11 protein-coding genes and 1 riboswitch are annotated in these 16,661 nt (G+C 74.6%); of the genes, 7 read left to right on the top strand and 4 right to left on the bottom strand.

Features of this window, described 5'->3' with window-relative positions; genetic code table 11:
• Nucleotides 1-2: 2 nt before the first annotated feature.
• Complete coding sequence (locus ACVMYR_RS12480) at nt 3-5,822, bottom strand: ThuA domain-containing protein (RefSeq protein WP_457121864.1); 5,820 nt, start codon at nt 5,820-5,822, stop codon at nt 3-5.
• Between the two features lie 485 nt (nt 5,823-6,307).
• A riboswitch (TPP riboswitch) is annotated at nt 6,308-6,416 on the top strand.
• On the opposite strand from ACVMYR_RS12480, the gene ACVMYR_RS12475 reads away from it, so the two are divergent.
• The 7 genes from ACVMYR_RS12475 to thiC all read left to right on the top strand — a co-directional run bounded on the left by ACVMYR_RS12475 (nt 6,411) and on the right by thiC (nt 12,674).
• A complete protein-coding gene (locus ACVMYR_RS12475) occupies nt 6,411-7,037 on the top strand; it encodes a thiamine phosphate synthase (RefSeq protein ID WP_091276452.1) in 627 nt (208 codons plus the stop codon). (Overlaps the previous riboswitch by 6 nt.)
• Nucleotides 7,038-7,126: 89 nt before the next feature.
• Entirely contained in the window at nt 7,127-8,212 is a 1,086-nt protein-coding gene (gene thiO / locus ACVMYR_RS12470) for a glycine oxidase ThiO (protein WP_077938309.1), read from the top strand.
• Nucleotides 8,213-8,362: 150 nt separating this feature from the next.
• Complete coding sequence (gene thiS / locus ACVMYR_RS12465) at nt 8,363-8,563, top strand: sulfur carrier protein ThiS (RefSeq protein ID WP_457121863.1); 201 nt, start codon at nt 8,363-8,365, stop codon at nt 8,561-8,563.
• A 4-nt stretch (nt 8,564-8,567) separates the two neighbouring features.
• The gene (locus ACVMYR_RS12460; protein WP_396792848.1) at nt 8,568-9,353 is read left to right on the top strand and encodes a thiazole synthase; all 786 of its coding nucleotides are present in this window, start codon (nt 8,568-8,570) and stop codon (nt 9,351-9,353) included.
• Between the two features lie 74 nt (nt 9,354-9,427).
• Nucleotides 9,428-10,279 carry a thiamine phosphate synthase gene (locus ACVMYR_RS12455; protein WP_457121862.1) on the top strand — a complete coding sequence of 284 codons (852 nt, stop codon included), beginning with the start codon at nt 9,428-9,430 and terminating at the stop codon, nt 10,277-10,279.
• A complete protein-coding gene (gene thiD, locus ACVMYR_RS12450) occupies nt 10,276-11,061 on the top strand; it encodes a bifunctional hydroxymethylpyrimidine kinase/phosphomethylpyrimidine kinase (RefSeq protein ID WP_457121861.1) in 786 nt (261 codons plus the stop codon). The genes ACVMYR_RS12455 and thiD overlap by 4 nt, the downstream gene beginning before the upstream one ends.
• 20 nt (nt 11,062-11,081) lie before the next feature.
• Nucleotides 11,082-12,674 (top strand): phosphomethylpyrimidine synthase ThiC, encoded by a 1,593-nt coding sequence (gene thiC, locus ACVMYR_RS12445; RefSeq protein ID WP_228986889.1) that lies wholly within the window; start codon nt 11,082-11,084, stop codon nt 12,672-12,674.
• Nucleotides 12,675-12,846: 172 nt separating this feature from the next.
• Here thiC and ACVMYR_RS12440 read toward each other — a convergent pair whose 3' ends face one another.
• The 3 genes from ACVMYR_RS12440 to ACVMYR_RS12430 form a co-directional block, all read right to left on the bottom strand.
• Nucleotides 12,847-15,300 carry a hypothetical protein gene (locus tag ACVMYR_RS12440; protein ID WP_457121860.1) on the bottom strand — a complete coding sequence of 818 codons (2,454 nt, stop codon included), beginning with the start codon at nt 15,298-15,300 and terminating at the stop codon, nt 12,847-12,849.
• A gap of 77 nt (nt 15,301-15,377) precedes the next feature.
• Nucleotides 15,378-15,686, bottom strand: a complete 309-nt coding sequence (locus ACVMYR_RS12435) for a cupin domain-containing protein (protein WP_043965575.1) — start codon at nt 15,684-15,686, stop codon at nt 15,378-15,380.
• Between the two features lie 4 nt (nt 15,687-15,690).
• Nucleotides 15,691-16,659 (bottom strand): LLM class F420-dependent oxidoreductase, encoded by a 969-nt coding sequence (locus ACVMYR_RS12430; protein WP_457122047.1) that lies wholly within the window; start codon nt 16,657-16,659, stop codon nt 15,691-15,693.
• Nucleotides 16,660-16,661: the final 2 nt, after the last annotated feature.

Genomic DNA, 16,661 nt, shown 5'->3' with positions numbered 1-16,661 from the left:
CGTTACAGCGAACCGCCCTCGGCGATCCGGGTGGGGTCGGCGCCGAGCCGGCCCGCCCCGTCGACCGACTTGTTGTCGTTCGCCTTGACGCCGGCCTTGGTGGCCGCGCCACCGAGCCGGACGATCATGGCGTCGGCGTCCCGGACCAGCACGTCCCGGACGTCCGTGTCGGTCACCAGGGCGGCATCGGTGGCCAACGCCTTGAAGGCGGTCAACTGCTGCACCGCCCGCTTGTCGTTGCCCTCCGCCTCGGAGGCCCGCACCGCGTCCAGCTTGTTGGACAGCTTGCGGTGCGCCACGTTGGAGAGTCGTCCGGTCGCCTTGAACCGGTCCAGCAGGTTCTGCATGTCCCGGAACGAGGTGGTGACGTAGAACCGGACCGTCGAGGAGGTGGAGTTACCCGCCTTGTCGGTCGCGGTCACGACCAGCTCGTGCAGGCCGAGCGGCAGCTCGTACATGGGCTGCAGGGTGCCGCTGGCGTACGTCTTGCCGTCCAACTTGCCGGACATCGTCTTGACGCCGGAGGTCGGGTCGACCGCCTGCCACGAGATCCGCACGTCCTGGCTGTCGCCGTAGAGCTGGCCGTCGGCGATGCCGGAGACCAGCAGCGTCGGCTTGTCACCGTCGATCTTCACGACGGCCGACTTCAGCGACTCGGCGTTGCCGGCGGTGTCGGTGGCCCGGTAGAGCAGCTCGTGCGAGCCGTTCCCGGTCACCTCGACCGGCGCGGTGTACGCCGTCCAGGCCCCGCCGTCGAGCGACCACTCCAGCTTCTTGACCCCGGAACCGGCGTCGGTGGAGGTGAGCACCACCGGAACCGTGCCGGCGTGCCAGCCGTCGTCGTTCGCCGGGGCGAACGCCGCCGAGCTGACCGGCGCCGTGGCGTCGATCTTCACGGCGACCTTCTTGGCCTCCTCCACGTTGCCGGCCTTGTCGGTCGACCGGAACCGCACCTCGTGCGCGCCGTCACCGGTGACCTGCACCGGCTCGGTGTACGCGGTCCACGTGGTGGCCCCGTCGAGCTGGTACTCGGTGGCGGCCACCCCGCTGCCGCCGGCCTCGTCGGCCGCCGCGAGGGTGACCGTGACCGGCGCGGTGTGCCAGCCCTCGGTCGGGGTGCCGGAGACCGTGGCGGTGGTCACCGGCGCGGCCGTGTCGGCCACCTTGGTGGAGAGCCGGAAGTAGTCGAACGACGCGGTCTTCGACGTGGCCGCGTTGGCCCCGAGGGTGAACAGACCGATCTTCGGGGTGGCCCCGACGGCGGTGTTGCTCACCGTGCCGAGCGTCGTCCACTCCTGCCCGTCAGCCGAGTACGACCCGGTGAAGTCGTTCCCGGTGCGCGCCACCCGCAGGTACCACACGCCCGAGGTCAGGTTGGAGACCTGCGGCTGCGGGTTCTGCACGGTACCGCCGACCTCGCTGCGGAACTCGAGCCGCCGGGAGACCGTCTGACCGGCCTGGTTGTCCACGATGAAGTCGAACTTGACGTAGTTGTCGTCGTCGGCGTGGACGATCAGACCCGCCTGCTGGTACTGCTCGGCCAGCAGGCTGCCGTCGACCTTCGTCTCCAGGGTCCAGTCGCCCGAGGGCGCGGTCTGGAGGATGAAGTTCGTCGGGCCGGTGTTGCCGGTGCCGTAGATGTCACCCTTCGGCACGTCGATCTGCAGCGCGCCACCGGTCACCCGGTAGGTGGCCGCGTCCTCCCGCAGGATCGCGTTCCAGCGGCACTTGTCGAGCGCGGTGCCGCCGAACTCGTCCGACGGGTCGACCGGGCCGGCCGGCTCGTCGGGCGTAACCTGGAAGAAGTCGAACTGTGCGTCCACCACCGGGGCGGTGGTGCCGCCGTTGAGGGCGAACAGGCCGATCCGGGGGTTGCTGATCCCGGCGAGCGCGGCGGACCGGCCGACCGGGGTGAACGTGGTCCCGTCGCCGGACATCTCCGCCGTCAGGTTGGTGCCGTCGCTGGTCATCCGCAGCCAGATGGTGTCACCGGCCGGCGCGGCGGTGGCGTCCGCCCCCTCGTTGCGGGGCGACCCGGCCGTCTCCCGGATGAACTCCACCCGGCGGGAGCCGGAGTAGAGCAGGTCCAGCTTGGCGTAGTTGTCGTCGTCGCCGTAGATCAGCAGGCCGGCCTGCTGGTAGTTGGCGGTGACGGGCAGCGTGACCTTCGTGGTGGCCTGCCAGGACCCGCTGGGCGCGGGCTGGAGGACCAGGTTGGTGGCGCCGTTGGTCGTGCCGTACAGGTCACCGGAGGCGGTGGGCAGCCGCAGCGACCCGCCGGAGACCGAGTAGAGCTGGTTCTCCCGGACCACGGTCCAGCGGTCCTTGTCCAGGCTGGTGCCGACGAAGTCGTCCGAACGCGCCCCGAAGCAGGACGTGTTGGCCGCCTCCACCTTCACCGGGACGGTCACGTACGCCTTCGCGCCCCGGGCGTCGGTCACCGTCAGGGTGGCGGTGAAGGTGCCCGGCACGGTGTACGTGTGGGTGGCGTCGAGGGTCGACGCCGTCTTGCCGTCGCCGAAGTCCCAGGCGTACGTCAGCGGGGTGTCGCCCTCGGCGTCGGTGGCCGTGCCGTCGAAGGCGACGGTGACCGGCGCGATGCCGGTGGTCGGCGTCGCCGTGGCGCTGACCTGCGGCGGCGCGTTCTCGGTGACGCCGCGGCCGATGAAGTCCATCCAGTTGACGTTGAACAGCGAACCGGTGCCGCCGGCCGGGTCCTTGGCGAGGAAGTACAGCGTGCCCTCAGCCGGACCGGTGACCGGCGCGGTCACGTCGACGAACTGCTGCCAGCCGCCGGTGCCGGGCACGTCCGCGGACGCGACCAGCGGGCCGTCGACCGTGCCCGAGCGGACCTCGATCCGCCCGCCCTGGACCGACGAGGCCGCCCGGAAGCGGATCGAGTCGATCCCGGTCAGGCTCGCCGGGGCGAGCGACCACCAGTCACCGTCCTCGATGAAGCCGATGTTCTGGTTGCCGCCGGCGGTGTCGGTGGTGGTCTCCTTCTGCACGCCCGGGTCGCCGCCGCCGGTGCTGCCGGGGGCCCGGCCGGTGGCGGTGAAGTACTCGGCCTGCTTGCGCTTGGGCTGGAGCTGCTCGATCGCCCGGCCGGTCAGCTCGCCGGCGCCGCCGGCGCCGCCCTTGTCGGTGTACGTCGCCTCGAAGACGCCGAAGACGTTCGCCTCCGCGCCGTGGCCGGAGGCCAGCGAGGTCTGCACGGTGCCGGTGCAGCCGGTGTGCTGCTCCAGCGGGTGGGCGTGCTCGTCGTGGCCGAGCAGCACCTGGAGCTGGACCCGGTCACAGTCGATGGTGCCGTCCTCCGGGTCGGTCACCTTGATCGTGTACTTGACCTGGTCGCCCCACTCGAAGAACCCGCCGTTCGGCGGGAACTCGATGGTCACCGTCGGGGCGGTGTTGCCGACCGTCACCGGCACGTTCGCCACGGCGGTACGACCCGACGGGTTGGTGACGGTGAGCTGGGCGGTGTAGTCGCCGGCGGTGGCGTAGGTGTGCGTCGGGTTCGCCTCGGTGGAGGTCTGCCCGTCGCCGAACTTCCAGGCGTAGGTCAGCGTGCCGCCGTCGGGGTCGCGGGAACCGGCGCTGGAGAAGTTCACGGTCAGCGGCGCGGGCCCGGAGGTGGGGTCGGCGCTGGCCTGGGCGATCGGGGCCCGGGAACCGGCGGTGTAGTCGATCCGGTAGACCCCGGAGTTGTCGTTGTTGCCGCCGAAGCCGCTGCCCCACTCGATCAGGTAGAGCGCGCCGTCCGGCCCGAACTCGAAGTCCATCGGGCGGACCATGGTCATGCCGGTGAGCAGCTGGTTGATGTCGATCAGCGACTTGCCGTCCTGGCTGACCTGCATCGTGTACATCTTCGACTGGTTCCACTCGCCGAGGAGCGCCTTGCCGTCGTAGTACGCCGGCCACTTGCGGTCCGACGTGCTGTCGGCGTCGTACCGGTAGACCGGGCCGCCCATCGGGGCGCCGCCGCCGCCGATCTCGGGGAAGCGCGGGTCACCCGCGTAGCCGTAGTCCACGGTCGCCGGGATGGCCGGCGGCAGGTTGGTCAGGCCGGTGTTGTTCGGCGAGTCGTTCACCGGCGCGGCGCAGTTGAACTTCGCCCCGCTCGGCCCGTTCGGGAAGGTGTAGTCGTTGTACGCCTTGTTGTTGCCGGTGCAGTACGGCCAGCCGTAGTTGCCGGCGGTGGCGACGATGTTCCACTCCACCAGGCCCTCGGGGCCGCGGTCCGGGTTGGCCGAGTTGGCGTCCGGTCCGTAGTCGGCGACGTAGAGGGTGTCGGTCTTCTGGTCGACGCCGATCCGGAACGGGTTACGGAAGCCCATGCCGAAGATCTCGGGACGGGTCTTCGCGGTGCCCGGCGCGAACAGGTTCCCCGTGGGGATCGTGTACGTGCCGTCGTCCTCCGGGTGGATCCGGATCACCTTGCCGCGCAGGTCGTTGGTGTTGCCGGCGCTGCGCTGCGCGTCGTAGTCCTGCCGGCCGGCCCGCTCGTCGATCGGCGTGAACGCGTTCGACTCGAACGGGTTGGTGTTGTCGCCGGTGGCCAGGTACAGGTTGCCCTTCGAGTCGAAGGTCATGCTGCCGCCCGCGTGGCAGCAGGTGTTGCGCTGCGTGTCGACCTGGAGGACGACCTTCTCGGTGGCCTTGTCGATGGCGTCACCGTTGACGGTGAACCGGGACAGGTAGTTGCGGGGGCCGCCACCGGCCGGCGCGTAGTAGAGGTAGATCCACTTGTTGGTGGCGAAGTCCGGGTCGAGGCGGAGGCCGAGCAGGCCGTCCTCGTTGCCGGTGAAGACGTCCAGCTTGGTCGCGGTGACCGTGTTGCTGGTGTCCGGCTTGATGATCTGCACCCGGCCGTCACGCTCGGCGTAGAACACCCGACCGTCCGGAGCGATGTCCAGCTCCATCGGGTTGTTGGTGTTGCTGTCCAGCGTCACCTTGTCGAAGTTCGAGGTCTTCGAGGCGCCGCAGTCGGCCTTCTCCACGCCCGCGGCGGTGCGGATGCCGCCGAGCAGGTGGGTGAGGAACTCGGGCTCGACGTACGACTGCTGGGTGTGGCCGCCACCGGTGTACCAGGCCCGGCCGCCGTCGTAGTCCTGGCACCAGGCGGTGGGGTGGTCGGCGCCCATCGCGCCGCTGCCCGGGGTGTAGGACTTCTCGTCCAGGCTCGCCAGGACGTGCACGTTGGCGCGCGGGTTGGTCCGGAAGTTGTACCACTCGTCGAACCGGGACCACTTGTCCGGCAGCGTGGCCGTGGACGGGTGGGCGTGGTCCTCGACCTTGACGGTGGCCTGCTGGTTGGCGGGGTGGTTGTTGAAGTACGCCCCGACCAGCTTGCCGTACCAGGGCCAGTCGTACTCGGTGTCCGAGGCCGCGTGGACGCCGGCGTAGCCGCCGCCGGCCTTGATGTAGCGCTCGAACGCGGCCTGCTGGTCGGCGTTGAGGACGTCACCGGTGGTCGACAGCCAGATCACGGCCTGGTACTTCGCGAGGTTGGCGTCGTTGAACGCGGCGCCGTCCTCGGTCGTGTCGACGGTGAAGCCGTTGTCGACGCCGAGCTTCTGGATCGCGGCGATGCCGGCCGGGATCGCGTCGTGCCGGAAGGCGGCGGTCTTGGAGAAGACGAGCACCGAGAACGGGTCGGTGGCGGCGGCCGCTACGGGGGCCGCCAGGGGCGCCGCCTGCGCGGCGGCCGGTGCGGCCTGCGCGGGGGTGCCGGCGACCAGGCCGGTGGCGACGAGGGACAGGCTGAGAAGTGAGGAACTCAGGATGCCGCGAGGTATGCGGCGGCGGCGGGATGGAGACACTCCATGCTCCTTTTGTCCGAGCTGGACAGTGGTGGGCTCGGGGAGGACTTCGCCGCAGACCGTCCCCGGTCGGTGCGGTGCCTGGGTCAGACCAGGGCCCAGGCACCTGTAACGTCGGTGCGGGCCGGGCCCGCACCTGTCGGACCGGTACGCGAGGGGGTCGCGTACCGCTGGTCGGTGCGCGGCCACGCCAGGGCCGCTCACCGGTCGGATCGGGTGCGCGACCACGCCAGGGGCCGCGTACCGGTAGGTCGGTGCGGGCCACGCCGAGGCCACGCGCCGAAATATGTCGATCGGTTGAACAAATTAGCGCCGCTGGACTCGTTTCCGGCAAGGCGTCGGCGTGTAACGATTCGGTATCGGCGATCGACCTATCCGGCGCATGCGGAGGAATGGGGAGAAGCGGCTCGCCGGCCGGCTGACCGTGGTCTGGACCACCGGTCGGATCCCTTGGCGGATCAGCCGATTCGTCGTACGGTGACACGGACGTAACCCACGGGAGCCCGGTGTACCGGGCTGAGAGGGGGGCTGGAGCCCCCGACCGTCGAACCTGATCCGGGTAATGCCGGCGCAGGGAGGAGAGTTGCCGTGCCGTCCCTTGGGCGACTGCATCTGATCACCGACACCCGGCCGGGGCGGGACCCGCTCGCCGTGCTGCGCGCCGCCCTGCCGGTGGCCCGCGCCGAGCTGGTCGTCCAGGTCCGCGTCACCGACGACGCCACCGACCGCGAGGCGTACGACCTGGCCCGGCGGGCGGTCGCCCTGTGCGCCCCGTACGGAGCGATGTGCCTGGTCAACGACCGGCTGCACGTGGCGCTCGCGGTCGGCGCGGCCGGCGGCCACGTCGGCGCGGACGACCTGCCGGTCGCGGCGGCCCGCCGGGTCCTCGGCCCCACCGCGGTGCTCGGCGCGACCGCCCGCGCACCGGGGCCGGCCGCCGAGGCGGTGGCCGGCGGGGCCAGCTACCTCGGCGTCGGCCCCTGCCACGCCACCGACACCAAGGCTGGCCTGCCGGACCCGATCGGCCCCGAGGGGGTACGCGCCGTGACCGGGGCCGTGGCGGTGCCGGTGATCGCCATCGGCGGGGTGACCGCCGCAGCGGTGCCGGCGCTGCGCGCCGCCGGGGCGTACGGGGTGGCGGTGGTCGGGGCGCTCTCCGCCGCCGCCGATCCCGCGCGGGCCACCGCCGAGCTGCTCGGGGCGTTGACGTGCTAGCCCGCGCCGAGGTGCCAGCCCGCGCCGACGAGTTAGGAAGGGACCCTTCCTATGCAGAAAGCGTTAACAGGGGGCCCTTCCTTGCCGACGTGGCGGTGGTGGGGGGCGGGGCCGTCGGGCTGGCGGTCGCGTGGCGGTGCGCGGCGCGCGGGCTGCGCGTCACCGTGCACGACCCGGCCCCCGGGTCGGGCGCGTCCCACGTCGCCGCCGGGATGCTGTCGCCGGTCGCCGAGGCCTACTTCGGCGAGCGGGAGCTGACCGGGCTGCTGGTCGCCTCGGCCGCCCGCTGGCCCGCGTTCGCCGCCGAGCTGACCGCCGCCAGCGGCGTCGACCTCGGATACCGCACCGAGGGCACCCTCGTCGTCGGGCTCACCGGCGACGACCTGGCCGAGGCACAGCGGCTCTGGTCGTACCAGCGGGACCTCGGGCTGCCCATCAGCCCACTGCGCCCGTCGGAGCTGCGCGACCGCGAACCGGCGCTCGCCACCCGGGTGCGCGGCGGCGCGGTCGCCCCCGGCGACCACCAGGTCGACCCCCGGCGGCTGGTCACGGCGCTGCGCACCGCCGCCGAGCGGGCCGGCGCGACCCTCGTCACGGGCGCGGTGCGGGCGCTGTCCGACCTGGACGCCAGGGTCACCGTCGTTGCCGCCGGCTGCGGGGCCGCCGCCCTCACCGGGCTGCCGGTCCGGCCCGTCAAGGGCCAGATCCTGCGGCTGCGCGCGCCCGATGGCGGCCCGCCGGGCTTCCGGCACGTCGTCCGGGGGTACGCCGACGGCGAACCCGTCTACCTGGTGCCCCGCGAGGACGGGGAGGTGGTGGTCGGCGCGACCGTCGAGGAACGCGCCGACACCGACGTCACCGCCGGGGCGGTGCTGCGGCTGCTCCGCGCCGCCGTGGATCTCGTCCCCGAGCTGGCCGAGTACGAGCTGGTCGAGGCGACCGCCGGGCTGCGCCCCGGCACCCCCGACAACGCCCCGATCATCGGGCCGCTGCCCGGCCGGCCCGGCGTGCTCGTCGCCACCGGCCACCACCGGCACGGCATCGTGCTCACCCCGGTCACCGCGGACCTCGTCACCGACCTGATCGTCACCGGGCCGACGGCCCCCACGACGGCGGACCCGCTGCTCGCCCCCTGCACCCCCGAACGGTTCGCCGGCCAGCGACTGCCCGGCTGACCGTCGTCGCCCCGACCGACCCGACCGATCCGCGTCACCGATCCGCGTCACCGGTCCGACCGCGCCGCCGCCGGCCCGGCCGATCGCGTCCGGCCCGGCGCATCCCGTCCCGGTGGCGGGCCGAGGACGCATCCGAGGAGGAGCACCCACATGGAACTGACGGTGAACGGCACCGGGCGTACGCTGCCCGCCGGCGCGACCGTGGCCGACGCGATCGGCCTAGTCACCGACCAGCGGCGCGGCCTCGCCGTCGCGGTCAACGGCGAGGTCGTGCCGCGCGGCGGCTGGCCGGCGACCCCGCTGCGCGACGGCGACCACGTCGAGGTGCTCAGCGCCGCCCAGGGCGGGTGACGACATGTCCCACGAGGGCTCCTCGTTCGAGCTGGGCGGCGTGACGTTCGGGTCCCGGCTCATCCTCGGCACCGGCGGCGCGGCCAGCCTGCACGCGCTGGAGCAGGCGATCCGGGCGTCCGGCACCGAGCTGGTGACGCTCGCGCTGCGCCGCGTCGACACCGCCCCCGGCATGGGCGGCGGGCTGCTCGACCTGCTGGACCGGTGCGGGGTGCGGCTGCTGCCGAACACGGCCGGCTGCTACACGGCCGGCGAGGCGGTGAAGGTGGCCCACCTGGCCCGCGAGGCGTTCGGCACGGACTGGGTGAAGCTGGAGGTGATCGGCGACGAGCGCACGCTGCTGCCCGACGGGGTGGAGCTGCTGCGCGCCGCCGAGACCCTGGTCGCGGACGGGTTCACCGTGCTGCCGTACACGTCGGACGACCCGATCCTGGCGCGGCGGCTCGCCGACGTCGGCTGCGCGGCGGTGATGCCGGCGGGCGCGCCGATCGGCTCCGGCCTGGGCGTGAACAACCCGCACCACATCCGCCTGATCCGGCAGAGCGTCGACGTGCCGGTGATCCTCGACGCGGGAATCGGCACGGCGTCCGACGCGGCGCTGGCCATGGAGCTGGGCTGCGACGCCGTGCTGCTGGCCAGCGCCGTCACCCGCGCCGCCGACCCGGTCGCCATGGCGAGCGCCATGCGGTACGCGGTCGAGGCGGGCCGCCTGGCGGCCGGGGCGGGCCGCATCCCGCGCCGCTTCCACGCGCTGGCCTCCACCCCCGACGAGGGAAGGCCCGTCCTATGACCCCACCCCCCACCCCGCCCCTTGCGGATCTTGGAAGGAAATGGCCCCTCCAGGGGCCGGAATCTTCCAAGATCTTGCCACCGACGCCCTGCGGCGTCGTCCTGCTCGCCGATCGGGGAGGGGACGCCACGGGAGGGAGCGCGCCGGGGGCGCTCGTGCGGGTGGTGGCGGGTGCCGTGGCCGGGGGAGTGCGCTGGGTGGTGCTGCGGGAGAAGGACCTGCCCCGCGCCGAGCGGGCCGCGCTCGCCGCCGACCTGCGCCCGATCCTCGCCGAGGCCGGCGGCACCCTGATCGTGGCGGGCCCCGACCCGCTCGGCGGCGACGCCGTGCACCTCCCGGCCGCCGGCCGGTACCCGCCGCCGCGCCCCGACCACCCCGACCGCGCCCTCGCCGAACCGGTCCATCGCGCCGACCGTGCCGACCGCCCCGGCCCCGCCGGTCGCCCCGGCTACCCCGGCCCCGCTGATCGCCCCGGCCCCGCCGGTCGTCCCCGCACTTGGCTCGTCGGCCGCTCCTGCCACGACGCGGCCGAGCTGGCGCGACTGACCACCGAGGACTACGCGACCCTCTCCCCGGTGTATCCGAGCAGGTCGAAGCCCGGCTACGGCCCACCCCTCGGGCCGCGGCGGCTCGGCGAGCTGATCCGGTTCAGCCCCGTGCCGGTCCTCGCCCTCGGTGGCATCGAGACCCCGGAGCAGGTGCGCGCCTGCCTGGCGGCAGGCGCGGCGGGGGTGGCGGTGCAGGGCGCGATCATGCGCGCCCCGGAGCCGGCCGAGGCAGCCGCCACGCTGACGACCGCCTGGGCCGAGGCGCGAGCCGGCCAATCGTGCGCGCAGCCCTCCATCGCAACCACCGCCACAGTCCCGACCGCGACCCCGACCACCGACGCGACCACCGACCGCCGAGCGAGCGAGGCGACCAGGTGACCCCGACGACCGTGCTCACCATCGCCGGCTCAGACTCCGGCGGGGGCGCCGGCATCCAGGCCGACCTCAAGGTCTTCGCGGCGCTCGGCGCGTACGGCACCAGCGTCCTCACGGCCGTCACCGCACAGAACACCCGGGGCGTGGACGCCGTCCTGCCGCTGCCGCCGCGCACGGTCACCGAGCAGCTCGACAGCGTGCTCGGCGACTTCCGGGTGCGGGCGGTGAAGACCGGGATGCTCGGCAACCCGGCCGTCGCCGAGGCGGTCGCCGACGCCGCGCGGGCGGGGCGCCTGCCGCACCTCGTCGTCGACCCGGTGCTCGTCGCCACCAGCGGGCACCGGCTCGGCGTGGTCGAGGCGGTCGAGCGGCTGCTGCCGTACGCCGAGGTGGCGACGCCGAACTGCGCGGAGGCCGCCGCCCTCACCGGACGCCCGGTGACCACGGTCGAGGAGATGGTGGCCGCCGCCGAGGCCCTCGCCGCCGGCGGCCCGGCGCACGTGGTGGTCACCGGCGGCGATGTGGACGCGGCCGGCGAGTCGGTGGACGTGCTGGTCGGCGGCGGGGCGACCACGCTGCTGCGCGCCCGGCGGGTGCGCACCCGGCACAGCCACGGCACCGGCTGCTCGTTCTCGGCGGCGATCGCCGTGCGGCTGGCGGCCGGGGACCCGGTGCCGGCGGCGGTCGCGGCCGCCAAGGAGTACGTCACCCGCGCGCTGACCGGCGCACGGGACTGGGAACTGGGCGCGGGACGCGGCCCGCTGGACCACTTCGGCTGGTCCTGACCACCACCTGGGAGGCAGTCATGCAGGCACGACGCAAGGTCTACGTCGAGGGGGCCCGGCCGGACGTCCGGGTGCCGTTCGCCGAGGTCGACCTGACCGGCGACAACCCGCCGGTCCGGCTCTACGACACCTCCGGCCCCGGCTCCGACCCCGAGGTGGGGCTGCCGCCGCTGCGCGGGCCGTGGATCGCCGGGCGCGGCGACGTCGCGCCGGTGCGGGGGGCGGGCACCCCGCTCGCGGGGGCGGACGGGAAGCGCCCGACGCAGCTCGCGTACGCGCGGGCCGGGGTCGTCACCCCGGAGATGGAGTTCGTGGCGATCCGGGAGGGGATGGCCCCCGAGTTCGTCCGCGACGAGATCGCCGCCGGCCGGGCGGTCCTGCCGCTCAACGTCAACCACCCGGAGTGCGAGCCGGCGATCATCGGCAAGGCGTTCCTGGTGAAGGTCAACGCCAACATCGGCACCTCGGCGGTCACCTCCTCGGTGGCCGAGGAGGTGGAGAAGCTGACCTGGGCCACCCGGTGGGGCGCGGACACCGTGATGGACCTGTCCACGGGCAAGCGGATCCACGAGACCCGCGAGGCGATCGTGCGCAACTCGCCGGTGCCGATCGGGACGGTGCCGATCTACCAGGCCCTGGAGAAGGTCGGCGGCGACCCGGTGAAGCTGAGCTGGGAGGTGTTCCGCGAGACGGTGATCGAGCAGGCCGAGCAGGGCGTCGACTACATGACGGTGCACGCCGGGGTGCTGCTGCCGTACGTGCCGCTGGCCGTGGACCGGGTGACCGGGATCGTCTCCCGGGGCGGGTCGATCATGGCGGCCTGGTGCCTGGCGCACCACGAGGAGAACTTCCTCTACACCAACTTCCGCGAGCTGTGCGCGATCCTCGCCCGCTACGACGTGACGTTCTCCCTCGGCGACGGGCTGCGCCCCGGCTCCATCGCCGACGCCAACGACGAGGCCCAGTTCGCCGAGCTGCGCACCCTCGGCGAGCTGACGAGGATCGCCTGGGAGTACGACGTGCAGGTGATGATCGAGGGCCCCGGCCACGTGCCGATGCACAAGATCAAGGAGAACGTGGACCTCCAGCAGGAGTGGTGCCACGAGGCCCCGTTCTACACCCTCGGCCCGCTGACCACCGACATCGCCCCCGCGTACGACCACATCACGTCGGCGATCGGCGCGGCGATGATCGGCATGTTCGGCACCGCGATGCTCTGCTACGTCACGCCCAAGGAGCACCTCGGCCTGCCCGACCGGGACGACGTGAAGGCCGGCGTGATCGCGTACAAGATCGCGGCGCACGCGGCGGACCTCGCCAAGGGCCACCCCGGCGCGCAGGCGTGGGACGACGCGCTGTCGAAGGCGCGGTTCGAGTTCCGCTGGTCCGACCAGTTCAACCTCTCGCTGGACCCGGAGACGGCGCGGTCGTACCACGACGCGACCCTGCCGGCCGAGCCGGCGAAGACCGCGCACTTCTGCTCGATGTGCGGCCCGAAGTTCTGCTCCATGAAGATCACCCAGGAGCTGAAGGAGTACGCGGCGCGCGGCATGCAGGACAAGTCGGCGGAGTTCGTCTCCTCCGGCGGCCGGGTGTACCTGCCGCTGGCCTGACCCCGGCCCGCCCGCGCCCCGCCGGCTGGCCTTGCCGGCGCCCGGGGCCCGACGCGCGGAGCCCTGCGCCCGACGCGCGGCGCCCGTGGCGCCCGGAGCCCGGCGCCATGTCGGCGACGTGGGGGTGTCCCGCCGGGGCTGACCCCGCCACGTCGCCGACATGGCGGCGGGGTCAGTCCCGGTGGTGCCGGCCGGAGGGGCGCAGCGAGCGCCGGTCGGCGTCCGTCGACCCACCGTCCTCGCCCGACACGGGGCGGGCGAGGCCGGTGACCCAGTCGACGTACTCCTCGTCCTGCGCCGGCAGCGGTTCCGGGTCGTGGCGGTCGTCCCGCTCGGCCGCCGGGCCCACGTCGTCTCCCGCCCGCGTCCGGCCGCGCCGGAAGAGGGGCCGCAGGAGCCGGGACCGGCCGGCGGGCGCGTCCTCCGGAGACGTACCGGCATCTGCGGGGAGGGCGGCATCGGGCTCGCCGGCCGGGGCCGGTCCCGCCCCGTCGGCGGGGGCCGCGCCAGTCGTCCTCGCTGCGGCCTGCCAGAGCCCGCCCGGTTCGCCCGGTTCGACCGGTTCACTGCGTGGAAGCTGCGTCTCGCCGACCACGTGGCGCTCGGACGCCGGCCTGGCGAACCGCCGGGCGGCGTTGCCGAACGCGTCCCAGCTCGCCGCCTGGTCGAGGTCGGGCAGGGGCAGCCGGGGGCGGGGCCGCAGGGCCGGCTCGGTGGCCTGGCCGGTCAGGGCCGGGTCGATCAGCTCGCCGGTCGGGACGGGGTCGCTCAGTCCGCCGGTCGGGACCGGGCCGCTCAGTCCGCCGGTCAGGGCCGGGTCGGCGGCCTCGCCGGTCCCGCTCACGCTGGTGGCCTCGCCCGCCGACGCGGCGGGGACCTGACCCGCGGCGGCGACCTCACCGGCCTGGGCGGGGCCGGCGGCCTCGCCGGCTTCGGCGAAGGTGGCGGGCCCACCAGCTCGGGTGAAGGTGACGGGCTCGCCGGCTTGGGCGGCGGCGGGCTCGCCAGCCGGGGTGGTGTCGACGACCCCGCCGCTCGGGGTCGGATCGGTCGCCCCGCCGGTCCCGGTCGCGTCGGTGGGCCTGGTCGCCTCGCCGGTCCCGGCCGCGTCGGTGGTCCTGGCCGCCTCGCCGGTCCTGGTCGCCTCGCCGGTCCCGGCCGCGTCGGTGGTCCTGGCCGCCTCGCCGGTCCTGGTCGCCTCGCCGGTCCCGGCCGCGTCGGTGGGCCTGGCCGCGTCGGTGGATCGGGCGGCGGTCGTGCCGGAGGCCATCGGCCACTCCCAGTGGGCGGGGGGAGCGCCCGCCGGACCGTCGACCCCGACCCGGCCCTCGTCGCCCCGACTGCGGGGGCCTCCGCTGCGGGCGGCGTCGCCGGTGCGGTCGTCCGGCAGCGGGTCGCCGATGGTCGCCGGGACCCGGCGGGCCGTGGTCACGCCCGGCGGGGCGGCCAGGTCGGCCGGGCCGTCGGGCCCGTCAGCGTCGCCGGCCACCGGCGGGGTGGGCCCGGTCGGCAGCGGCCGGAGGATGTCCGTCGGCTCGATCGCGCCCTGCTGCCCGCCCGCGCGGGGCGAGCCGGGCAGGCCGACGCCGCGTCCCCTGGTCAGGCCGGCGGCGCGCATCCCGGACAGGGCCGCGCGGAGCGTCCCGGGCGGGCGGGCGCCGAGCGCTCCGGGCAGGGGCGCGCCCCCGGCCCGGGCCAGGTCGGCCGCCGGCACACCGGCTGCGGGATCGACGCCGGCCGGCCCGTCGGCCAGCGGGTCGGCGCCGGCGGAGCGGGCGAAGAGGGGCCAGCGGGCCAGGGCGGCGGCCGTGGCGCCGAGCAGGCCGGTGGCGACCGCGAGCAGGGCACCGTAGTAGGGCGCGAGCTGGTACCGGTCGGCCGAGTCGCCGGGGCCGGCGGTCAGATAGGCGAAGGCGACCAGCACGGGGCCCGCCGCCCCGGTCGCGCCGGCGATCAGCGGTGGGTGCCCACGTCGGCGGGCCAACGCGCCGGAGGCCGCGCCCGCGAGCAGGGCCACCAACGGCAGGACGATGGTGGCCAGCCCCTGCGCCGCGTCGGCGGCGAGCCAGCCCGGCTCGAACACCCCCAGGCGTACGGTCGGCAGCGGGCCGGTGCCGGCGAGGGCCGGCAGGGCCGAGACCAGGGCGACGAACCAGACCGTGCCGGCGACCGCCGCGACGTTCCAGCCCAGCGGTGGGCGCAGCAGCACGGCGAGCGCCGCGCCGGCACCGACCACCGCGCCGAGGGTCGCGCAGATGCCCATCGCCCAGACCGGGTCCACGCTGTTGAGCTGGGTGGCCCGGGCCGGCTGCATGCACAGCGGCGCGACGACGGTCGCGCCCAGGGCCGCCGCGCCGGCCAGGGCGAGCCGCCCGGTCGTGGTGCCGGTGACCGGGTCGGCGCTGACGAGCCGCTCGGTGACCACCGCGCCGACCACGGCGGCGAGCGCCGCGCACCAGCCCACCCAGACGAGCTGGGCGGGCCACCGGTTGACGGTGGCGTCGGTGAAGTCGCCGGCGATCCGCACGATGCCGAAGCCGTACGCGACGCCGAGCTGGCCGGCCCCGGCCAGCATGCTCACCCCGAGCGCGGTGGACAGCGGCTTGCCCCACGTCCGAAAGGCCATGTCGGGCACGTTACGGCCCGGTGCGCCCGATCGCCACCTTGGCACCGCGCGGCGCGCCCGACGCGCCCGGCCTGGGACTACTTGAGCTCGACCAGCCGCGCCAGGTACGTCGTATCCCCGACATTGGTGAGCATGTGGACGGCACCCGGGTCGCGGTAGACGACGCCGCCGGTCGGCTCGTCCGCGTCGATGGTGGTGCCGTCGATCGTCTGCACCACGTTCTTCGCGCCCTGGACGGCGATCACCAGGTACGGGTGGTCGTGCCGGTGCAGCGGCTGCCGCTCGCCCGGCTCCAGCCGGATGTGCCACACCCGCACCCGGTCGTTCTCGTAGACGATCTCCTGGCCCACCGGGCCCAGCTCGGTCCCGTCGATCACGTCGGTCATGCGGTCAGCCTCCAGTGGCGGGAGCGTCGGCGTGCCCCAGGTGCGGGAGCACCTCGGCGGCGACGAGCTCCAGGTGGTCGAGGTCGGCGAGGTTGGTCAGCCGCAGGTGCACCCGGGTCGCCCCGACGGCGGCGAACTCGCCGATCCGGTCGACGAGCCGGGCGGGCGAGCCGACCACCGCATCCTCCGGCGGCAGGGCGCTCCTGGCGTGCAGCGGCGCGGCCCGCAGCCGCGCCTCGGCGTCGGTGCGCCCGATCGCCACCGCGATGGCGGCGGAGAGGACGAGCGGCCCCCGCCCCGACGTCGGGCGGCCGTGCCGGTCGCACGCCTCGACCACCCGCTCGTACGCGGCGGCGGTCTCGGCGACGCTCTTGAACGGCACGTTGAACTCGTCGGCGTACCGGGCGGCCAGCTCGGGGGTGCGCCTGGGGCCGCTCCCGCCGACGATCACCGGTGGGCCGGGCCGCTGGACCGGCTTGGGCAGGGCGGGCGCGTCGACCAGGCGGTAGTGCTCGCCGGTGAAGCTGTACGTCTCGCCGACGGGGGTGCGCCACAGGCCGGTGACCACTTCGAGCTGCTCGGCGAGCCGGTCGAAGCGCTCGCCGACGGCGGGGAACGGGATGCCGTACGAGGTGTGCTCCCGCTCGTACCAGCCGGCGCCGATGCCCAGCTCGACCCGGCCGCCGCTCATCTGGTCGACCTGGGCGACCATGACGGCGAGCGGCCCGGGGAGCCGGAAGGTGGCCGAGGTGACGAGGGTGCCGAGGCGGATCCGGGTGGTCTCCCGGGCCAGCGCGGCGAGGGTGAGCCAGGCGTCGGTGGGGCCGGGCAGGCCGGGGTCGTCGCCCAGGAACTGGTAGTGGTCGGCCCGCAGGAACCCCTCGAAGCCGCCCGCCTCGACGGCCCGGGCGAAGCGCAACTGGTCGTCGTAGGTGGCGCCCCGGTGCGGCTCGGTGAAGACGCTGACCCGCATGG

The sequence above is a fragment of the Micromonospora sp. PTRAS2 genome (genome assembly GCF_054052245.1).
The sequence above is the reverse complement of the archived record's forward strand: the minus strand, read 5'-3'. Positions and strand labels throughout refer to the sequence as shown.

Coding starts and splice junctions, on each gene's coding strand:
- thiS (WP_457121863.1), top strand. CDS start 8,363: ATGGAACTGACGGTGAACGGCACCGGGCGTACGCTGCCCGCCGGCGCG.
- ACVMYR_RS12460 (WP_396792848.1), top strand. CDS start 8,568: ATGTCCCACGAGGGCTCCTCGTTCGAGCTGGGCGGCGTGACGTTCGGG.
- thiC (WP_228986889.1), top strand. CDS start 11,082: ATGCAGGCACGACGCAAGGTCTACGTCGAGGGGGCCCGGCCGGACGTC.
- ACVMYR_RS12440 (WP_457121860.1), bottom strand. CDS start 15,300: ATGGCCTTTCGGACGTGGGGCAAGCCGCTGTCCACCGCGCTCGGGGTG.
- ACVMYR_RS12435 (WP_043965575.1), bottom strand. CDS start 15,686: ATGACCGACGTGATCGACGGGACCGAGCTGGGCCCGGTGGGCCAGGAG.
- ACVMYR_RS12430 (WP_457122047.1), bottom strand. CDS start 16,659: ATGCGGGTCAGCGTCTTCACCGAGCCGCACCGGGGCGCCACCTACGAC.